Here is a 21,417-nt window from a genome sequence, read left to right on the forward strand (position 1 = left end):
CGGGAGCATTGACATGACGATCCGAATCGAAAAGAAGATCGTGAACTACAAGGTTCGCGAAAAGGAGCAGGCGGAGAAGGACACGGCGGCCGAAGAGCAGCCCGTGGCCAAGAAGGCCGAGATCATCCGCATGCACGAAAAACTCGAGCGTCCGGAAGGTATGGAGTGTCTCGAAGGGGCGACCTACAAGATCCGGACCCCGCTGGACGATCACGCCCTGTACGTGACCATCAACGATATCGTGCTCAACGCCGGCACGGAACATGAGCAGCGTCGACCCTTCGAGATTTTCATCAACTCGAAGAACATGGATCATTTCCAGTGGATCGTGGCGCTGACACGCGTGATGTCGGCCGTGTTTCGCAAGGGTGGCGATGTCACGTTCCTGTCGGAGGAGCTGCAGGCCGTCTTCGACCCCAAGGGTGGCTACTTCAAACCCGGCGGGCGCTTCGTGCCCTCCATCGTTGCCGACATCGGCGCGGTGCTTGAGCATCACCTGAAGCGGATCGGATTGCTGGAGCCCGATGAACTCAGCGAACAGCAGCAGCTGATTCTGGAACAGAAACGCGCCGAGGCCGAGGCGCGGGAGAAACAGGACGGACCGGCGGAAAAAAAAACGATAGGTGAGGTCGGCCGGGCCGATGCCGGGCAGGGGAGTGAGGCGTCCTACCCGGCATCGGCCACCCTGTGCTTCAAGTGCAACACCCGCGCCATGGTGCTTCTGGACGGCTGTCAGACCTGTCTGGCCTGCGGATACTCCAAATGTGGCTGATAGTCGAGTTCTGATCCAAGTGCGTCAGGCTTGATCTGAGTCAACGGCAGCACCCGGCCGATTCCCTAGGATGGAAGTCTGTGACATCCCGGGGCTGCCAGGCTTATGGTTTTCAGTCGGATTCTGTTGCCACTCGATGGATCGGTCCATGCCGAGAAATCCATCCTGCACGCCGGACGCATCGCGCGTCAGTTCGGCAGTCGCGTGACCCTGCTCAGGGTGCTGGACGGAGACGCAGCCAACGGGCGCACCGGCAGCGAAAGCATCGACTGGCGTTTGCGTCGGGCCGAGGCCGAGCGCTATCTTGACGGACTTGGCTCGGATACGAGGCTGGACGATGTCGAAGTCAGGAAAGTACTGACGGAAGGCAAGCCGGCCGATCGCATTGCCGACCATGTCCGCCGCAACGATATCAACCTGGTGGTCATGTCCTCCTGGGGGGCGGGTGGCGAAAGTCGCTTCCCCCATGGCGGGACTGCGTTCAAAGTGCTGTCGAGCACCCCGGTCTCCTACCTGCTGGTGAATGAATCGGGCGCGAGGAATGATGCATCGACCTACGGCCGCATCCTGGTGCCACTGGACGGCACCCACAAGTCGGAGGCGGCTGCACAGATTTCCGTAGCCCTGGCGGCTGGAACGGATGCCGAGATCCTCTTGTGTCACGTGTTCATCGAGCCATCGATGCCAAGGCGCAGACCATTGACCGAAACGGAAGAGTCGATCAGGCAGCGGCTGATTGAATGCAATCAGCGCGTGGCGGCAAATTATCTGGAAGAGCTCAGGGACCATTTCTGCAATCAACACCGTGTTCGAACACGTCTCGAGGTGGCCAGTGATCCAGTGACCTGCCTTGGGGATGTCAGCCGGCAGGAAAGCCCGGACCTGATGGTCCTTACGGCATGGAGCGAAAGTGAACGCAACGGCTGGTGCCGCAAGTCCATACTTCAAACCTTGCTGGCCAGGGTCAGCCTGCCTACCCTGGTTATTCAGGGTGCCATCGAGAAGTATGGAGATGTCACCAGCGCTGGCGGGCAATGAGCGACTACAGGGCGCCTGAATCCAACGCCACCGCGGTTCAGCCGGACCTTGAGCGGGACCTGCGAGAGCTGGCCCGGAAGGCTGGCAATGTCGTCACCGCCCGCGCCGTTCCCTTGCAGTTGCAGGATCGCCGCCAGCGTCTACAAGGCATTTACTCGATCATTGATCGCCTGCAGGTTGCCGGTCACACCGTCACCCGGGCCGAAGAGTGGCTGCTGGACAATCGCCATGTCATCGAGGATGCCATCTCGGGTCTTCGTTCGGACATGCCGGCAGGGTTTGTTCGCAGTCTGCCGCAGGTGTCAGTTTCACAGGGAAGCACTGAGCCGCTGGTCGCTTCGCTGGCCCGGATTCTGCTCACTCATGGCGGAGAGCCGGTCGAGCTTGACTGGATGGAAGGCAACGTCGAGCGCTTTCAGGACCACCGGGCGTTGACCATCGGAGAGCTTTGGGCGCTACCCGCCTTCATCACGCTGGGTGTCATTGATCACCTGATCGAGGTTGGCGAGGAGCTGACGGCCGATATCGATGACACGGTGCAGGGCGACCGGGTCGATATCATCGACACGGTGGCCGGGGGCATACTCGGGCTGCGGGCCCTGGCTGCGCATGACTGGCCGGAGTCTTTCGAGCGCCTCAGTCGGGTCGATCGCATACTGGCAAGGGATCCGGCCGGTGCTTATGCCGACATGGATTTTCTCACCCGTGATCGATACCGCCGCCGCGTCGAGCAGCTTTCACGTTACGGCAGCTTGTCCGAAACGGCTGTAGCCGAGCGCGCGGTCGCGCTCAGTGAATCAGCCAGCAGCAGCATGCAGCGTCACCGACATGTTGGATACTGGCTGATCGGCGGCGGCTTCGAACGCCTGCGTCGGGAAGCCGGGTTTCGCCCCGGCTTGCGTCAGCGCGTGCTTGATCTGGCAGAGCGACGCCCAGGGGGCATCTATTTCGCGCTGATTGCAGGCTTTTCGGCAGTGCCCATTGCCGCCCTGGCGTCCGTGCTTCAGTATGGCTGCCCCGTCTGGGCCCTGGTCCTCGTGGTGCTTCTGGCCCTGGTGCCGGTCATTGGACTGTCCGTGGCGTTGGCCAACGGGCTTATCACCTGGCTGGTTCCGCCGCGCACGCTGGCGCGCATGGATTTCGCACCCAATGGCATTCCCGAATCATTCCGCACGGCCGTGACGGTCCCCGTCATCTTTGCCGGCGTGGATGACGTCGAACCGGTGTTCGAGCGCCTGGAGGTCAACTACCTGGCCAACGACGACCCGTCTCTGGTCTATGTCGTGCTGGGCGATCTGCGCGATGCCGACCAGCCCGAAACCCCGGCGGATGCACACATTCTCAAGCGTTGCATGGCCTGTATCCGTCGCCTGAATCGTCAGTACGGCGATCGCTTCGTGTTCATGTCGCGGCAGCGACTGTGGAACGACTCTGAAGGCTGCTGGATGGGCTGGGAACGCAAGCGCGGCAAGTTGATGGAGTTCAACCGCGTACTGGCAGGTGATGGAGACACAAGCTACTCCGTGGTCCATGGCGAAAAGCAGCTGCTGGAAGGTATCCGCTACGTTCTGACCCTGGATGCCGATACGCGACTGCCTCCGGGTACTGCTCGCCAGTTGGTTGGGACACTTGCCCACCCGCTCAGCCATGCGGTTTACGACAATGAAAGCCGTATGCTCAAGGCGGGCTACGGCATTATCCAGCCGCGGCTGGAGGTCGACCCCGACACCACCATGGCAACGCTGTTCACCCGGATCTTCTCCGGTGACACCACCATGGACCTGTATACCCATGCCAGCTCGGACGTCTACCACGACCTGTTCGGCGAAGGTATTTTCACCGGCAAGGGCATATACGACTGGCGCGCAGTCGAACATACCCTGGCCGGCAGAATCCCCGATAACTCCCTGCTCAGTCATGATCTGCTCGAAGGCGTTCATGCGCGTGTCGGTCTGGCCTCCGATATCGTTCTGATGGAGCAGTTTCCGGCCAGTGTCGTGGCGTTCATGCGTCGGCAGCATCGCTGGACACGGGGCGACTGGCAATTGCTGCCATGGCTCAGGCAGCGAGTGCGAGTTGCCGACAACAGCTGGCGCAGAAATCCACTCAGGCCGGTGCATCGCTGGAAGATCATCGATAATCTGCGTCGCAGTCTGCAGCCACCGGTTGTACTTGCCCTGATACTGCTGAGCCTCTCGGGGTTGCTGCCCGGCATCGACTGGGTCTGGATGCTGCTGTTTGCCCTGTTGATGGGGCCCGGCTTGCTGACCGAATGGCTTGAAGCATTCGGGCGTGGTGCATTCTCGCCGCGTTCGGCCTGGCCCAGGCTGCGGCGGTTTCCCCGTGCCTTCCGTCTCCAGTTGCAGTACTGGTTGCTTAACCTGGTCTTGCTGCCATATCAGAGCGCCATGCTGCTTGATGCGGCCGCACGTGCACTGCTGCGCATGAGCCTGACCCGGCGACACCTTCTTGAGTGGACCAGCGCTGCCCATACCCAGCGCAGTCTGGGCAGTGCACGCCGGCACCTGTGGCGCGAGATGTGGACTGCTCCATTGCTGGCAGTGCTGACCACGACAGGGATCTTGCTATTCAATCCATCCGTTCTTCTGCCCGCCGCACCATTGCTGCTGGGCTGGATGGTTGCCCCGATGATCGCCGGTGTTGTGGACCAGACTCGTGTCCGTCCCGCACCGGTACTGTCTGAATCTGACCGGGACCTTCTTCGGCGCATCGGCCGGCGCACTTGGCTTTTCTTCGAACGTTTTGTCGGGCCCGACACGCACTGGCTGCCGCCCGATAACTTTCAGGAAGACCCCCGGGTCATGCTGGCTGAACGGACCTCGCCGACCAATATCGGTCTTGCCCTGAACTCCGCGCTGGCGGCACATGACATGGGCTGGCTGGACAGCCTGACGCTGGCCGCATGGCTTGGCAACCTGATGGATGGCATGGCGCAGCTTGAACGTCACCGTGGTCACTGGTTGAACTGGTACGAGCTGCGCGACCTCAATCGACTTGAGCCGGCCTATGTGTCCACGGTCGACAGTGGCAATCTCGCTGTCGCCTTGAGCACTCTGGCGCAGGGTCTGGATGAACTGATCGTCTCGCCACTGGATGTTCCCCGACTGCTGAAGGGGGTATCGGACACGCTGGGTGTCATTGCAGAAACCGTGGAGGCATTACCCGGCGCGGTGCCGGCCAATAAGCGCAGTCGTCACTTGCTGGTGCTGATCAACCAGCAACGCCAGGAGCTGGCGGGTGCAGGGCCGGAAGATACCCGCCGATTGCTTCAGCAATGGCAGCAACAATACTTCGATCGCCTGGCCGATGAAGTGATTGGTCTGGCTGAGGACCGGGAGGTAGTGGTCAGTGCCGAGGCCATCAGGGAGCTGCGAATCTGGCTCGATGAACTACAGAGTCAGGCGCACCGTGCCACCCATATGCTCGAATGTCTCCTGCCATGGGTTGACGACCTGTCCGACCTGGAGCAGGTGTGCGATTCGGTTGAATCGGACGTTGCTCCACAGTGGCAGCAATTGTTGAGTCTGTTGAAAGGACAATGGCGCCTGTCAACCTGGGTCAGTCGTTCACGTCGAGTGCTGACACTGATCGCTCAGTTGCAGGACAAGTCTGTAAAGGATCAGTCACAGAGCACCATTATTGAACGGCTGGCGCGTCAGCTTGACCATGCCCAGAGTGTCGCAAGCAAACTGAGATCCGATTTTCAGGAGATCTCCCGGCAAGCCAGTGCATGGGCCGCGGAAATGGACTTCCGCTTCCTGTATGACAAGGAGCGACACCTGTTTCGCATCGGGTATGACGTCAGCAATGCCACGCCCGATCCCAACTTCTACGACTTGCTGGCCTCCGAGGCGCGACTCGCCAGCCTTTGGGCTATCGCGAACGGGCAGGTGCCGCCACGTCACTGGCTGTTTCTTGGGCGTCCATTTCGCCGCCGCCACGGGCGGAGCATTCTCATGTCATGGGGCGCAACACTGTTCGAATACATGATGCCCAGGCTTTATGCGCAAACTCCAAGCGGCAGCCTGCTCGATAACGCCAGCCGGGCAGCCATCGATCTGCATCGAAGCTTTGCCGATCGACACCAGATCCCCTGGGGGATCTCCGAGTCGGCCTATTATCAGCTTGACGAGCAGCAGGTTTACGCCTACCGCGCCTTTGGCGTACCTGGCCTGGGTTTCAAGCGTGATCTGGGTGAGCGCCTGGTGGTTGCGCCTTACTCATCCATCATGGCCCTACCGTTCGATCCGCTTGCAGTGGTCGACAACCTGCGCCGCATCAAGGCATTGCGGGGAATCGGGCTTTACGGCTGCTATGAAGCACTGGATTTCGGTCGACGCACCCGGCCGGAGCCGCGTCGGTTGCGGGTGGTCAAGGCATGGATGAGTCATCACCAGGGTATGGCGCTGGTTGCCATCGCCAACTACCTGAACAACGACATCATGGTCCACCGCTTTCACTCCGACCCACACGTGGCTGGCGTGAGCATGCTGTTGCACGAACGTTTGCCGCGCGTGGTTCCCGAGTTGCCGACCCCCTCTGGCGCCAGCAAGTCTCGCGCACCGCATGTCGCACCGGACCCGCTGAGCTGGTCTGTCGAACCACGTTCCGATGTGCCGAACTTCACCTTGCTGTCGAACGGGCAGTACAGCATCACTATCAACGCTGCAGGTGGCGGCGGCAGTCAATGGCAGGGCATCATGATCAGTCGCTGGCAGCCCGATGTCACGACCAATCGGTCGGGGCAGTGGGTGTACGTGCACGACCTGGATGCGGATCAGGGGTTTTCGATCAGTGCTGATCCCGCAGGCAATGACTCGGCTGATCGTCAGGTTCAATTTGGTGCGCATTTCGCCGAGTTTCGTTGCCGAAGTCAGAATCTACTTTGCCGCATGCGGTTGGGCGTAGCCGCACAACATGATATCGAGGCACGCAAACTGCTCATCAGCAATGAGTCCGATCAGCCGCGCCGCCTGCTTGTCGCCAGTTTCGCCGAACTGGCCATGGCCAAGCCAGACGAGTTTGAGCGACACCCGGCATTCGCACGACTGTTCATCGAGAGCGAGTGTCTCGACGAAGAGCAGATACTGCTGTTCCGTCGTCGCCCGCGCAGCTCCAATGACCGTCCACTCTATGTCGCTCACGCCCTGGTGCCGCCGACAGGCCAGCCTGTGCGTTTTGGCTGGGATACAGATCGTCAGCAGTTCCTTGGGCGGGCGGGAAGCAGGCAACGGCCAGCCGGCCTGGAAAAGGGTGTTGCATCCATGGGTGCCAACGCCGGTGCCATCGTCGACCCGGTAATGGCCACGGCCCTGGAAATCGAAATCGAGCCTTATGGTCGCGTGGAGATGGGACTGCTGGTCGGGGCAGGGCGGTCCCGTCGCGAACTGCTCGCCGCCATGCGCAGCTATCGGGCCATTGCTCGCATCGACTGGATCTTCGAACAGGCAAGAATGCAGACCGGACTGGAGCTCCATCATCTGCAAATGCCACCGGAGAATATACGTGGTGCCATGCGACTGGCATCGGCCGTGCATGCGCCACAGCGCCAATGGCGCCGCGCTGAATCCAGTCCCGCGCAAGCCCTGCAGGCACTGCTGTGGTCGCGTGGCATTTCGGGCGACTGGCCCATCATTGTCATGGAAGTGACCAGCAAGGACAGCCAGGAGCGAATCGAGGAACTGATCACCGCCCACACCTTCCTGTCCGGTCGTCGTCAGCGAACCGACCTAGTACTGCTGGATCTCAGCGCGGGTGGCTACGAACAGGCCAGTCGTGACCGCTTGCGCGAGATCAGCGAGTCGGTCCGATCTCGCATTCAGCGAGTGCTGGTTGGGCAGATCAGCGTGATTCCTGCCCGCGAACTGTCCGCCGAGCAATACCAGGCCCTCATTGCAACAGCCTCGGTCATTCTGGACGCCAGCGGACCCCCCATCGCCGAGCAGCTGGTACTGCAGCGCGACGGAGCGCACCTACCCCTGCTGGTACCCAGTCGCCAAGCGCCGGATGCACAGGCTTTCACGCCGCCCATGGAAGCATGCGAACAATTGCAGCACGACAATGGCTATGGGGCATTCAGTCAGGATGGCGGTGAATACATCATTCACTGGACCGAAGGTGCCGTCACCCCGGCACCCTGGTGCAACGTGCTGGCCAATCCTGACTTCGGCTGCCTGGTCACCGAGCGGGGCGCCTCATTCACCTGGGCCGGCAACAGCAGCGAGTACCGACTGACCCCCTGGTCCAACGATCCGGTGCTGGATGACTCCGGCGATGTGCTGTATGTTCGAGACGAGGAAACGGGCCTGTTCTGGTGCCCCACGCCGGGCCCCAGACCGGGGCAGGGCGAATATCGAGTGCACCATGGCATGGGCTACTCTCGTTTTGTTCATCATGGCAATGGCCTGGTTCATGACTACCGGGTTCATGTCGACCCGGATCGAAACGCGCGGGTATGTCGCCTGCAGCTGACCAACCACTGCAACTGGACCCGTCGACTGACTGTCACGCGATACCTGGAATGGGTCATGGGCAACCGCCGCAGCGAACCGGCCGTTCATCTTGAATGCGGCATCTCGGTTGCCAGACAGGTGTTGCTGGCCCGCAATCGATTTGACCGCTTTGGGGGCTCGAAACATGCCTTCCTGGTCAGCAGCCTGCCGATGCACGGTTTCACCACTGACCGCACCGAGTTTCTGGGGCAGGGCGGCGATGTCGACGATCCGGCCGCCATGCACCGGATCGGCCTGAGTGGGCAGGTGCAGCCAGGCACCGATCCGTGTGCGGCCCTGCAGGTACATCTCGATATTCCGCCTGGCGAAACCCTGTCGGTAGTCTTCATACTTGGCCACGCCGATTCCCGCGCCCAGGCACTGGAACTTGCAGCGGAACTGGCCGACGAGGACGCGGCCGAGAAAAGCTTCAGCCTGCTCAACGAGAACTGGCAAGAGTTGCTGGGCAACGTGCAGGTTTCCACGCCCGACAGTTCATTCAATCTTCTGCTCAACCGATGGCTGCCTTACCAGGCCATCAGCGCACGATTGAACGGACGTACCGGGTTCTACCAGTCCAGTGGCGGTTTCGGCTTTCGCGATCAACTGCAGGATTCCATGGCCATGGTCTGGCTGGATCCACAAGTGACCCGTCAGCAGATTCTTCGGGCCGCCTCGCGTCAGTTTGCAGAAGGCGATGTGCTGCACTGGTGGCATGAATCACCATTGCGGGGCGTAAGAACACGCTGCTCGGATGACCTGTTATGGCTGCCATTGGTCACCGCGTGGTATGTGCGTTCTACTGGTGATACCGGCGTACTGGATGAACAGGTTCGCTACTTGTCCGGTCAACCGCTGGCTGCCGAGGAAGTCGAGCGCTATGCAGAGTATGGAGAGGGCGAACGCGCCGGCAGCCTGTACGAGCATTGTTGCCGAGCCCTCGATCGTGCCAGTACCGTGGGGCCGCACGGCCTGCCGATCATTGGCAATGGCGACTGGAATGATGGTTTCAACCGCATAAGTACCACCGGACGTGGCGAAAGCGTTTGGCTGGCCTGGTTCATGATGCGGGTGCTTCTGGACTTTGCCGAGTGCTGCCGCCACAAGAACGATCCCGATATAGAGTCCCAGTACCGCGCCCTGGCCCGACAGTTGGGCGAGCGCGCGGATGCCCAGGCATGGGACGGTGACTGGTATCACCGCGCCTACTACGATGACGGCACAGCGATTGGTTCCGCCCGGAACGAAGAATGCAGCATGGACCTGATTGCACAGGCCTGGTCGGTGTTAGGCCCGGACCAGCCCGGTGAACGGGCACAGGTAGCCATGCGCTCAGCCCTTAAACGCCTGGTCGACGGCCGGAATCGCCTGATTTTGCTGCTGGACCCGCCATTCGACAAGACGCCACGCGACCCGGGATACATCAAGGGCTACCCGCCTGGAATTCGCGAAAATGGCGCGCAGTACACCCATGCTGCCACCTGGGCCGTCTGGGCCGCTGCACGTCTGGGCTGGAGAGACGAAGCGGCCCGCCTATTCAGGATTCTCGACCCCATACAGCGAGTGACCAGCCCGCAAGCCGCCCGGCATTACCGCGTTGAACCTTACGTGCTGGCCGGGGACGTCTACAGTCAGGGAAGAAACCGCGGCCGGGGCGGGTGGTCCTGGTACACCGGCGCCGCCGCCTGGCTTTATCGTGCGGGCATCGAGGCCATGCTGGGCTTGCGAGTCGAGCACCACGCGCTGGTCGTCGACCCCTGTCTGCCGCCGGACTGGGACAGCTGTTCGGTCACGATCAAGGTCCGCGGCTGCGCCTACCGCATCCAATATGAGCAGGAAAAGCCGGGCAAGGGGACCGAGCCCGGCCTCACGATCTACGAAAAGGGCCGCAAACTGGCCAGCAACCGGATCCCGATCGCCGACGAGGCCGGCGATCGGGAGATAACGGTGCGTGTTGTCCCTGAGCCTGAATAGGAACGGTCAGGACACCACGGTCACCAGGCCGGGCGCATGGCGTACGACCTTGTCACTGACACTTCCCATGACCAGGCGCTTCATCTTCGACATTCCGCGTCGTCCCATGACCAGGTGAGTGTCGGGGTGCGACTCCATGAACTCGATGATCTCCTCGGCCGGGTCACCCCAAAGCAAGTGCCGTTCAGACACCTTCTGACCCGAGCCCAGGCGACTTTCGGCTTCGGCAAACACCTCCTTGCCGGATTCCTTCTTCAACTCTTCAAGACTATCGCGCGTGACCTGATCCAGACCAGACATGGTGGCCGATACTGCCGGTGTGTGCGGATAGACATACAGAAGCGCCAGGTCGCGTCCCATGGCCTGTGCAAGACCCTTGGCCGTAGTCAGTGCCTCATAGGCGCCTTCCGATCCATCCAGTGCAACAACAATCTGCTTGCTCATGGTTTTTGATTCCTTACGGTTGCAGGTGAGTTAATGCGATATACGAGAGTATGCCATCCATGAAAGCAGCCCAAGTTGATACCGATCATATCGGGAGATATGCGCACAATCTATCAAGAAACAGGATAAGAAAAAGTATGTAACACGATGAAAAAGCACCAAAACGACCAATATCCAGGCGATCACACCGATTCGACGGCCTTTGTTCGGCTGCGCCTGCACCCACGCAAGTTTACATAATATACATTATGCGAACTACTCTGACAGTGACAGAGGGAGAGAACTCTCGGGCGCAAATTGCAATCAAGCTGTTGCGACTATCCGAATGGTTGATGCTCGAAACGCAGTCTGGAGCTCCTTTACGGCCAGCCGGACCGCAGTTTCTATTTCAAGGAAATCCTGCGTAGAACCGGTATGGGCGTGGCCACTATCAAGCGTGAGCTCGACCGTGAACAGCGCGCTGACCTGGGCCGGTTAATTTAGGTTGTGTTTGAACGATGACTCTGTGATCAACTCCGTCGCTTCATCGATATTGATACGCACCATGGCCGGATCGGTGGCCATGTAGTCCAGTGCCTCGGTGGCACGTTGGCGGAACGATTCTGCGTCTAGCAGCCCGGCCTGCGCCATCAGTTCGATGTCCATCCTGTCATGGTCCTGGAAACGCCCGGACTTGGTTACGGCCAGGTCCAAAGGACTCAGGAGATACAACCGGATGCGGCTGTTGGCACTCGTAAACAGGAGTTCGGCATCATCGAAACAATCTGGGTGCCGTAGACCGATGTCGATGGTGTAACTACCATCCAGCGCCAGTAACCGTTCCTTGCCCTCGGAGTCCGCGTATGCAACGACCGGCGGTTCGCTGAGAATCAGGGATCGCCCAAAATGAATGTCGGCATCCTCGGAATACCTGGCAGATTCAGCCGGCTGACCACCTGCTTTCTGAAGATGCAGGTACGTTGCAACGCCGCCGGCCAGAAAAGCGTCGATCTCCTGACCCGCACGCACCTGAGCCGATATCCGGTCAACCAGTGTGTGCAACGCCTGTTCAAGCTTATCCCGCATCAAACGTGACCGGTCAGTGCGAGTTGGCGAAATCTGCGAATATCGGCCCCCTTGGTCAGTTTCCACTTGCGTGCCAGATCATCCATGGTCTCTCCACGGACTTCGTCTCCCGAGCGAAGCGGGCCGGGCTCGGTGCGCTCATTCAACCGTTCCTGCAGGCGTGCGGCTTCATTGAGTAGCTGATCCCGCTGTGGTTTGAAGCGAGGCCCACCCAGTTGCGCAATCAGTTCCAGCAAGTACCCTGCGCGCTGCAACGCCAATGGCCGCGAGGATTTCGGGGTGCGCGGTAACTCCCCACCCGCGATACTCTCCAGAACCGATGCCAAGTCTGCTTCCAGCTCGCGCTGATCACGATATTCCAGAGTTTGCCGAATCAATCGCTGCCACGGGTCAGGGCGCCCTTCCCTGTCAGCAAGTTTCATCTCCAGCAGTTCCAGGGCCATGTCCGGAATCTGATTCCTGCCACTCAACCAGCGATCAACCGTCGAATTGCTGTATCCGCCAGCCGAATTCAGTGGCTTGCCCAGCAGCTCGGCCACATCGCGCCGACGCAAACCGTAGCGCAGCATCAGATCTTCAAGTTGAGCCGTGTTCTTCATGTGATTATTCTACGCATTGGATGCGTAGGTGGGCAACCATACGGAGTTGCGGCGAGCCCAATGCAGTCTTTTGGTCGTGTTGCAGAATCGATCTGCTGACCCCACGCGCGCGCCGAGCTACTCCTCCACCTCCTCGAACAGGCGCGCTCCGGGGCCTGCCTTGGCGGCGATGTCTTGTGGATTGCGCAGCGGGCAGCTTTGCAGTGACAGGCAGCCGCAGCCAATGCAGCCGTCGAGCTGATCGCGCAACCGGGTGAGCTGTTCGATGCGCACGCTAAGTTGCTTCTGCCAACTGCGCGAAAGCTGCTGCCAGTCTCGCTTGCCGGGGCTACGATGGGCCGGAAGCGTGGCGAAAGCGGCCTTGATCTCCTGCAGAGGTATGCCCAGTCGCTGGGCTGTCCTGATGACCGCCAGTCGGCGCAGCACATCGCGTTTGAAACGACGCTGCCCGCCCTGGCTGCGCTCGCTGTGTATCAGGCCCTCTGACTCGTAGTAGCGTAACGCCGAGGCAGCGATGCCGCTGCGACTGGCCACCTGCCCGATGCCCAGCATTCCATGACGTATCCGTGATTGACCCATTCGCTTTCCTTCCGCGCTCACTGCAATTTTCATCTGGAGCTTGACGTAAAGTGTACTTTAACTATTAGCCTGGGTTTCCGCAATCGACAATCACGATAGGAAACCACCATGAGACAAGTTAGACCCGACCTCTGGGAAACCGAAAGCTTCAGCCCGTTCAAAGGACTGAAAACCCACGCCTACCTGCTCACACGGCCGGATGGCAATGTGCTTTTCTACAATACAGGTCATGCTGACGAACTGGACCATATCGCCCGGCTGGGCGGTGTGTCCTGGCAGTACCTGAGCCATGAAGACGAACTCGGAGATACTCTCAACACCATCGCCGAGCGATTCGGATCCAAACTGATCGGACATAGGGCCGAACGAGAATCCTGGAGCAAGGTACGCGCTCCCGATGAAGTCTTCGACCAGCGCGGCATCCACCTGGGCAATATCGAGGTGATTCCAACGCCGGGCCACAGTCCCGGCAGCACATGCTTCCTGGTTGCATCGCCTACCGGAAAATCCTACCTGTTTACCGGTGACACCCTGTTCCTGGGCTCGGACAACCACTGGCGCGCCGGATTTATCGGCGGCGTCCATGAAGAGGAGGACAAGGCCGTCCTGGCCGAAAGTCTGAAGCTGTTGCGCACACTCAATCCCGACCTGGTGTTCGGCAGCGCCTACACCGGCGACGAGGGGTTCGAGGATGTCTCCGACGGTAGCTGGCCGGACAAGGTCGATGCGGCACTCCGCACACTGAAGGATCTGTAATCTCTCGATGGTCAGCAAGGGGGGATCAAGTCCCCCCGCCTCCCAATTTGGCGAAATCTGCCGGCCTCCGTGTCCCGCTGCAGCAGATCTTACGTAGGTAGGTAGTACAGCTCCATTGCATTAGTGCATCGAGCTTTTTCCCTGAAATGGCGTTTCAGGACATTTTTTTGAATAAAGCACCAAGTCGGTGGGGAGTCAAAAATGGAGGCAAGCATGAAACGAATTCTGGTTGCGGGACGTGTGCCCGCAATGGCACTTATGGCGGGCGCCTTGTTGGTGGCCTGCGAGGTGCGCGATTACGATCCGAGCGTATCGGCCGAGGCTGCGGTTGCGCCCGTCGATTTATCCAGTCAGCACGGCTATCGCCTGATCCATATCGATGAGGAGTGGCAGTTGGAGCCCGATCAGCCGCCTGCCGTTCGTTTGAGCTACGAGTTTCCGATTCCGGAGACAAAAGGCCCGCTGATGGCCGGATTCAGCCTGATTACTGCCCCACGGCTGGCAGGCAACGATGCTCCGGCCGGGCGTCCGCCCTCCCCGGAGGATCTGGCCTTGATGCAGACAGGCTATGAGCGGGTCAGTGATTTGCGGGAAGCGGACAGAACCGAAGTCGAGTTCCTCGGTGAACAGATAGAAGCACGCTTGTACCGCGGCACGGGAGTACAGCACACCGGCGCCTCGGTGCCTGTCGAACTGATGGTCGCTCGACAGTCAAGCGAGCGCGACATCATCACAATGGTGGCCGTCTATCCGTTGGCTCACGTTCTCGAGCTGGATGCCATACGAACGATTGCCCGGGAAGTCAGGCACCCCTTCGAGCTCTATGATGAAGATGACGAGCTGCGCATCGCGCCCCTGGCGCTGGTATCCGAAGATCCGGATACGGGGGAACGCATCATCAACCACTATGTGCCGGAGCAATCGACAATGGTTGCGCGGAGCCATGCCGTAGCGGATTATCAAGGTTGCGTCGCCACCTGGGTTGGACCCAACACAGCTTTGACAGCCGCACATTGCGGGAGCCGGAGTTCGGTCACGATGGAGGTCTATCCCGATGGTGATTTTGACCAGAAGTACAGCAAAACCTATAGCTGCAATGCCGACAAGGCAACGGCATTCTGGGCATCCAACTCCGATCTTCGTGTCATCGAGTGCGGTCAAGGACAGTACCCTGCCCCGGGCGATATCTATGGCTGGGTGGACTACAGTATTCTGGGCCATGAGCAGCCTGGCGATCCCGTCTATTCGGTCTGGACCAATCCGATTGACAACATAGACGGCGCAGGCTCTTCAACAAGGCTGTATTCAGAAGGTGAAGTCCTTGCCGATGATTCTCAGACATGGGCCAACCCGAACTGCGAACGACCCGATCACTGGTATGCACTGTATCCCGACAAGCCCGAACCGCCATACGGACACCGCACCAGTGTGTACGGAGAATCGGGTGCCTCAGGCAGTCTGCAATTCAGTGCTCTGACTCACACAGCGGTTATTGCACCCCTATCCACTGCGCCCGGAGATGGCGGTAATCTGCGCTTTGCATCCAGCATCGGTCAGATTCTCGAAGTGGAAGGCTACATTCCACCTGGTGAGGTCTACTGGCTGGAAACGGATGTAGACACTTCGCTCCAACGGCCGGAAGGCGAGGATCGAAATGAAGACACCGGGTGCATGCTCGAGGAGAATCAGGACCTGCTGCAGAACGTGGCACGTTCGAATGCCAGCGGTAGCCTGGCGCTGGACGTGCACGAGGAGATCGACGACCAGATTACCCAGCGTCCGATCTACAACCTCGATTTCAATAGTGAATGGCGGCGTCTTTTCTGGACCGGGCAGCCGGCTTTCGACGGCTTTCACCGTGAAATCGGCTACAGCAGTGAGGAACCCTGGCAGACCCATGCACGGCTGTCGACCAGTCAGCCTGGCGGCGCATCAGGTCTTGGTCATTCAGAACTGAACCTGGCGCTGGGCGAGATTTACGATGTGCGGATCGAGTACGCATGGAGTGGCGGCACGGCTAATCTCCCCGACCTCGAGTTCTCGATAGACGGATGTGCTGCCGAGACCGTTTCCACGTCGGATGTCGGCCAGGGGGGACAGAACCGCGGTTACCACTGGGTCCACCTGATGCTGGATGCCAGCGGTTGCCCGGGCGCCAGCGGTGACATTTCGATCGATCTCGCTTCGGCCGGCACCATCGATCTCAGGCGGGTTGTCATTGCCCAGGAAGAAGCGACCTGGGACTTCGAGAGCTGGGATACCCGCGAGCCGTGGACTGAAAGCCGGCCGGGCGGACACTACGACAAGCACGCCCTGACCCATGCCACCATTGGCAGTGGCCGGCGATTTGCGGCCTACATTGATCCCGAAAACGATTCGGATCGTGGCCTGGGACTCCCGGGTGCGCCTATTCGGGCCGATGAGTGCTACAAGATGCACTTCGATGCACGAGCCGTGGATAGCACCGTTGGAAGCGTGACAGCCACTGTGGAGAGCGGAAGCACCCTCGGGTCCATCGCGCAAGACAACTTTTCTCTGGGCGGCGGCTGGTCGCAGCATTCCATTGCGTTCGATACCGAGGTTGGGCAAGCCGATGCCGTGCCACGTTTTACGGCCGGTTCAGGCGGAAACGGCCGGATTGCGATCGACAATGTCCGCTTTGTGGCCGACCCCCACCAGGATGCCGATCTGGAAGTCCGGGTGGCCGGAAACAACCCAAGGTACGTGCAACTCGGCCTGACGGCCGACGGTTTTGAAGCGCCGAACACATCGGTGGCTGCCCGAGCTGACCTACCCACCTGCGATGACCCGGACAGCAACCGGCTTGATCTGGAAACCATGGAGTGGCTGACCGACGATGGTCAATCACTTGCCGCTCCAGATGGCTCGCCCCAGCTTGGACAGAATGCCACGATTCCCGGCAGCTATCTGTCTGATGGCCAGGGAGGCTTCCAGCCGCGCGTGGTCATGGTGACATACGCTGCCGAAGGCCGGCAGGACTCCGGCTCCGTCGAGCTGCGACCTTGCGTGCGCCAGGCCAATCTCGATGGTCCCGACCTGCCCATCGGTTCCGATTATCCGGCCTGTCCCCGGGCAGTTGTTGTCGGCGGGATGATTGACGATTTGATTGGCGCGTTCGGCACGGCAGACGTGCAGGACCTGGTAAGAAAAATACTGACCTTCCAGGATTACGTCGATCTGGTTCACGATGACTATCCCGGTTGCCAGCCCACCTGGTGCCCCCTGCCCCACGGAGGTTCCTGGGATATTTCGAATGCACTGGAAAGAATTCTGGAGCAGGATCACTATCAACGAGTGTCGGTGGACTTTCTCGGGCAGATGGTAAATGTGCTGGAGCGGACGCAAACGCCTGACAGCGCACTTCAAGGACTAGAGCGCCTGATGACGGAAGCTTCGCGCTCAAGGTTGACTAGCAGCGAGCAGGAAATGCTGCTGGCAGCCTACAGCACAACACAGGCCGGGCTTGCGATGGGACGCCCGGGCGAGGCATTCGACCAGGCGATCTGGAGTCGCGCCCTCACCGACTCCGAACGTCCGGAATTCTTCCGAAGCAACTTGGTCCTGCAGCCCGCGAAAGACGCCCTGGGCGGATTCATCAATGCAGTCGCTGACCAGGCCTATACCCCGCGCCACGACGATGTCGGAGAATGGCTGCACTATGGCAGCTTCGGCGCCGCGGTGGGTGTTGCGTCGGCGTATCGGCAGTTCCACGACGAACCGGTGCGGTGATGATTCACTGGCCCGGCAGTAAGTGGCCTTGAGCCACTTACTGCCGGCACCCTGCCGCAGTGTTCCGCTTCCGATTGGGAGTCACTGCACCACTAGCGGGCCATGCGGTTAATAAGGTAACACTCAGCCGTCGCACAAGCGTCGTGGGCAAGGCGCGCGAGCGCAGAACTGGCCGTCGCAATTCAAGCGAGCGGAACACGTGCAGCGGCTCCACTCGCAAGGCTTCATTCGCTACGCGAAAGTCGCCATGCGGTTTCGCCTGCCCTGCCCACGGCGCTTGTGCGACGACCCTTCGGGAGTCATTGTGCTGGCGCGACTCGGCGTTGCGTTTCTTGGCAAGGACGCTGCCATTCCCTGCGAAACGCACCTTGATTCGCGCCAGCACAGTGGCTCTGAGCGTTACCGTATTAACCGCATGGCCCACTAGGCGGTTATCCACCGACTTGATCTTTCTGAATTCTTCATCGATGACTATTCCCCGTTGATTATCTCGCTTCTCGATGCGGTGCCAACGGTCCTGGTGCCATATTTCGGCGTAGTCCGCATCGAAGGGGATGCCGATATCAGTTTGGGTACATAACAAATCCCAGAATCATGATCAACATGATCCACAGCCAGGCCGGAATCGCAACCAGTGATTGGAGCGTCGAGTTCGCTGCTGCCTGATTGGGCAACATCCCTTCTGCAGTAAGCCGGGGAAAGATCGCGACAGAGTAAGCAATGCCGGAAACAAAGAAAATCAGGTAACCCCTGCTCGAAAAGTGCAGTTCCTTCAGAACCACTCCGATCTCCGTGCCCAGCAACGCAGCCACATTTGCAGACAAGAGAATTACGGCGGCTATCGGGAAGACACCCCACCCGTCTACGCTTCTGAAACTGAAACCATAATCGCACAGGTAGCGCGCAAAGAAATAGACAGTTGGAGCGATCAGCAAGACTATGGCAATGGTGATACTCATGGACATATGATCAGGTGAGATTCCAGCCAATCAGTGCATGCACCAAACCCTTGAATAGTTTTCATCCAACATGTGCATCTATCCGAAAAGGCTAGCGAAAATACTCGCAATCGCCTCGAAGATGCTGAGGATGCCATCAAGAATCGCCTCGAAAATCTCTGTAATAACCTCCAGCACTCCATCCCCGTTGACTATAATCGGAGTTGCGACACCGGCTGCGGCCAGTAGCAGTCCTGCGACAGCTATGATCTGGAAACCGGAAAACAGAATAGCCAGACCTGAGGCGAGCAGTAGGAGTGCACATACTGCATTGAGTGTCCTGAGATGTATCGATCTATTCTTTCGCTTCATCATAAACCCCTCATTTCCATGGTGCTTCAAGTCAGTTTAGAAAGAGTTTACTCAGCTTTTGCTATAAGCGGAGGAAGCAAGACAAGAATAAATGTTGCAACGGGTCCGAGCAGAATCGAGAGGAGCCACCAGTTCAGCCCGGAGCGTCCTTTTCCCTGCGCAAGCCCGGCATTAATCAGCGAAAGCGTTCCCCAGCCAGCAACCCATCTTCCAGTACCACCTACGTCCATGATCTTCAAACCTCCCTATGAAAAAACTAACAATGGACACAGTCTGAAACTGGACCATGAGAGCTGCCCTTGAGAAGGGGCCTCTGTCTGTAATGGCGCCGCTTAAGCTCAGGGCTGGGTGCTCGAGGCACACTCACTTGCCTGTCCCAAGCCTGGTGCGGGATTGAGATGCGGAAACATCGCATGAGCAAAAGGATCTATCGATGGACTCCGCCAACGCCAAAAGACTGTGTAGATCGCACGTATTCACGATCAAGCTCCCATGATCTGCCAAAACAATCCACCCTGCCCCTTCCCGTGTCGGGGTGGATTGTGGCTTACTTTACCACCTTGGGGCCGGGCTTTCCAGCGGCACACAGGGCTGGATGAGGACTGGCCGTGACATGGCTGGAAATTGGCGATCTTCATAGCTTTCTTACCCTTCCTCGATCCAATTTCCTACGTTGATACGCGCGGATCGCCTATTGTGCTGATGTGCACGGGGTTCCATCATCAGGATTCAGGAGGCAGTCAATCGATTACTGATGAGGAGAATTTCATCATGACACAACGTCGACTAACCAATATAGCCAGACAGCGACTCCTGGAGCCGCTTCTGCGCCACCGCGATCTGGAGCTCAGGGAGCCCCAGCGATTCATTCCAAGGCTGCTTCGCCCCTGCCGAGTCAGGATTCTGATGGTGGCCGATGGTTCTCTCAACTTCGGCGACAGTTTCTTCGGCCTGTCTACACTGGTCCGAACCCTGCTGGACACACCGCCGGGCCCATGGGTCACGTTCGAGATCTCGCTTGCCCACATGGGCAATGGCACCCTGATGGAAGCAGACGGGATCAAGCGCAGGATCAACAACTTCCGGTTTGACGATTCCAGTCACTTCTCCAAAAGCGATTATGACCAGGTCTGGTTGTTCGGGATTCTGACCAGCTACGCAAGCAGAAATGACAACGACGAGGAAACTCTGACAAGCGCAGAGCTCGATGTGCTCCATGAGTTCATGGATGATGGTGGTGGTGTATTCGCCACTGGCGACCATGGTGCTCTTGGGAGAGCAATGTGCTCTGGCATCAAGCGGGTCCGCGGGATGCGATTGTGGGAAGGCGATGAGAACAGCACAGTTAGCATGGCCGGGGCAACTCGGAACGATACCAATGTCGTTCCCGAAAACGGAGAATGGGCCACAACCCTGGAAACAGACCATATTCCGCAGCGGATTCAGCCGAAGCTGTATACCTTCGGGTTCGGGATCACGCGACGCACGTATCCGCACCCGTTGCTATGCGGCCCGGACGGAAGGATCACCGCCATGCCCGACCATCCCCATGAAGGAGAGTGCGTTCTGCCGGGCAATGAGTATGCCTCGGACTTTCCCGGTGAAAGTGATTCAGATGGCCCCTGGCCGGAAATCATCAGTCAATCTACCGTGGAGGAAGGATTGGGAGGACAGTTCAAGGATCCAACGAACTGCCAGGTGTTCGGAGGCATATGCGCCTATGACGGTCATGATGCCGAAGTGGGTCGAGTCGTCACCGATGCTACGTGGCACCATTTTGTGAACTACAATCTGAATGGCTTTATCGGGGACGATGAAGGTGAAGCCGCCCTCGATCAGATCCAGCACTACTATCGCAACCTTGCAGTCTGGCTGTCGCCCTCGAACATGATTCGTTGCATGAACCGTCGCAAGACCCTGTTGATTCTGTTGCGCAGTCATGTGGTCGAAGCCGTGTCGAGCCGCTCTCACCCTCGCCTGCAGCAGCTTTCGACATCGTTCATATGGGATGTCGGTGTTCATGCCCGGGATGTGCTGGGCCGGGAAGCCAGTCAATGCCAGGCTTTCGAATGGATGCTGGATCTGATCAGGCCGAATGTGCCGGACCTGGTGCTGGATGTCCTTCACCCATGGCGGCGCAAGCCTCGGCCGATTCCCTCCGGCGACCCCATTCCCTGGATCAACCTGGAGCCCATGGCGGAAATCGGCTTTGGAGGCGCCCTGCTTGCGGTTCACGAGCAGCTCGACAAGCTTGATCCGAAGCGCCTCGAAAAGGACGAAAGTCAACTGGACAAAATCATGGCCCAGGGCGTGAGTGAGGCGCTGAGAAAGGCGACTCCCTCTCTTGCCGAATCCGTGAAAGCCCTGTCCGAAGTCGCGGGCAGAATACGCTAGGCCACACGAAGATTGCAGGCAGTCCGGTAAGCTCCGGGCTGTCCTGCCCCGTTGGGCAAACGACCGCAATAGCCTACCATCGCCAGATTGCGATCAGGCGCCTTTGCGCCCTGCAATCAGAGATCGTTTACACGCTTCTCCAGCACTGCAAGCAGGTCATTGAGCACATCTTCTGGTATTTCATAAAGGGGCAGCACCTGACTCGTGCCTTCAAGGACGATCAC

The 21,417-nt window shown here is 59.2% G+C and carries 13 protein-coding genes; 7 read left to right on the forward strand and 6 right to left on the reverse strand.

Going from position 1 to position 21,417, the window contains the following annotated elements; all coding sequences use genetic code 11:
- The first annotated feature begins 13 nt into the window (after positions 1–13).
- The 3 genes from IC757_RS08005 to IC757_RS08015 all read left to right on the forward strand — a co-directional run bounded on the left by IC757_RS08005 (position 14) and on the right by IC757_RS08015 (position 10,296).
- Positions 14–772 carry an NrdJb gene (locus IC757_RS08005; RefSeq protein WP_190976799.1) on the forward strand — a complete coding sequence of 253 codons (759 nt, stop codon included), beginning with the start codon at positions 14–16 and terminating at the stop codon, positions 770–772.
- Between the two features lie 105 nt (positions 773–877).
- Positions 878–1,810, forward strand: coding sequence for a universal stress protein (locus tag IC757_RS08010; RefSeq protein WP_190976800.1), 933 nt, complete (start codon positions 878–880; stop codon positions 1,808–1,810).
- Positions 1,807–10,296, forward strand: coding sequence for a GH36-type glycosyl hydrolase domain-containing protein (locus tag IC757_RS08015; RefSeq protein ID WP_190976801.1), 8,490 nt, complete (start codon positions 1,807–1,809; stop codon positions 10,294–10,296). The genes IC757_RS08010 and IC757_RS08015 overlap by 4 nt, the downstream gene beginning before the upstream one ends.
- A gap of 6 nt (positions 10,297–10,302) precedes the next feature.
- Here IC757_RS08015 and IC757_RS08020 read toward each other — a convergent pair whose 3' ends face one another.
- The 4 genes from IC757_RS08020 to soxR all read right to left on the reverse strand — a co-directional run bounded on the left by IC757_RS08020 (position 10,303) and on the right by soxR (position 12,983).
- Positions 10,303–10,740 carry a universal stress protein gene (locus tag IC757_RS08020; RefSeq protein ID WP_190976802.1) on the reverse strand — a complete coding sequence of 146 codons (438 nt, stop codon included), beginning with the start codon at positions 10,738–10,740 and terminating at the stop codon, positions 10,303–10,305.
- Positions 10,741–11,214: 474 nt separating this feature from the next.
- Complete coding sequence (locus IC757_RS08025) at positions 11,215–11,805, reverse strand: DUF6036 family nucleotidyltransferase (RefSeq protein ID WP_190976803.1); 591 nt, start codon at positions 11,803–11,805, stop codon at positions 11,215–11,217.
- Entirely contained in the window at positions 11,805–12,404 is a 600-nt protein-coding gene (locus tag IC757_RS08030; protein WP_190976804.1) for a hypothetical protein, read from the reverse strand. The genes IC757_RS08025 and IC757_RS08030 overlap by 1 nt, the downstream gene beginning before the upstream one ends.
- 117 nt (positions 12,405–12,521) lie before the next feature.
- Positions 12,522–12,983: a redox-sensitive transcriptional activator SoxR gene (soxR, locus tag IC757_RS08035; RefSeq protein WP_190976805.1), complete on the reverse strand. Its 462-nt coding sequence runs from the start codon at positions 12,981–12,983 to the stop codon at positions 12,522–12,524.
- Between the two features lie 108 nt (positions 12,984–13,091).
- Here soxR and IC757_RS08040 point away from each other — a divergent pair, with 108 nt between their 5' ends.
- From IC757_RS08040 to IC757_RS08050, 3 genes are all read left to right on the forward strand, one after another.
- Entirely contained in the window at positions 13,092–13,739 is a 648-nt protein-coding gene (locus IC757_RS08040) for an MBL fold metallo-hydrolase (protein ID WP_190976806.1), read from the forward strand.
- Between the two features lie 213 nt (positions 13,740–13,952).
- Positions 13,953–17,489 carry a DUF6517 family protein gene (locus tag IC757_RS08045; protein ID WP_190976807.1) on the forward strand — a complete coding sequence of 1,179 codons (3,537 nt, stop codon included), beginning with the start codon at positions 13,953–13,955 and terminating at the stop codon, positions 17,487–17,489.
- Between the two features lie 199 nt (positions 17,490–17,688).
- Positions 17,689–17,916 carry a hypothetical protein gene (locus IC757_RS08050; protein WP_190976808.1) on the forward strand — a complete coding sequence of 76 codons (228 nt, stop codon included), beginning with the start codon at positions 17,689–17,691 and terminating at the stop codon, positions 17,914–17,916.
- 136 nt (positions 17,917–18,052) lie between these two features.
- Here IC757_RS08050 and IC757_RS08055 read toward each other — a convergent pair whose 3' ends face one another.
- Positions 18,053–18,448, reverse strand: a complete 396-nt coding sequence (locus tag IC757_RS08055; protein ID WP_190976809.1) for a hypothetical protein — start codon at positions 18,446–18,448, stop codon at positions 18,053–18,055.
- Between the two features lie 78 nt (positions 18,449–18,526).
- Positions 18,527–18,802 (reverse strand): hypothetical protein, encoded by a 276-nt coding sequence (locus IC757_RS08060; protein ID WP_190976810.1) that lies wholly within the window; start codon positions 18,800–18,802, stop codon positions 18,527–18,529.
- Positions 18,803–19,570: 768 nt separating this feature from the next.
- On the opposite strand from IC757_RS08060, the gene IC757_RS08065 reads away from it, so the two are divergent.
- Complete coding sequence (locus IC757_RS08065) at positions 19,571–21,193, forward strand: hypothetical protein (RefSeq protein ID WP_190976811.1); 1,623 nt, start codon at positions 19,571–19,573, stop codon at positions 21,191–21,193.
- The last annotated feature ends 224 nt before the right edge of the window (positions 21,194–21,417 follow it).

The sequence above is a fragment of the Wenzhouxiangella sp. AB-CW3 genome, assembly GCF_014725735.1.
Taxonomy (GTDB): Bacteria; Pseudomonadota; Gammaproteobacteria; order Xanthomonadales; family Wenzhouxiangellaceae; genus Wenzhouxiangella.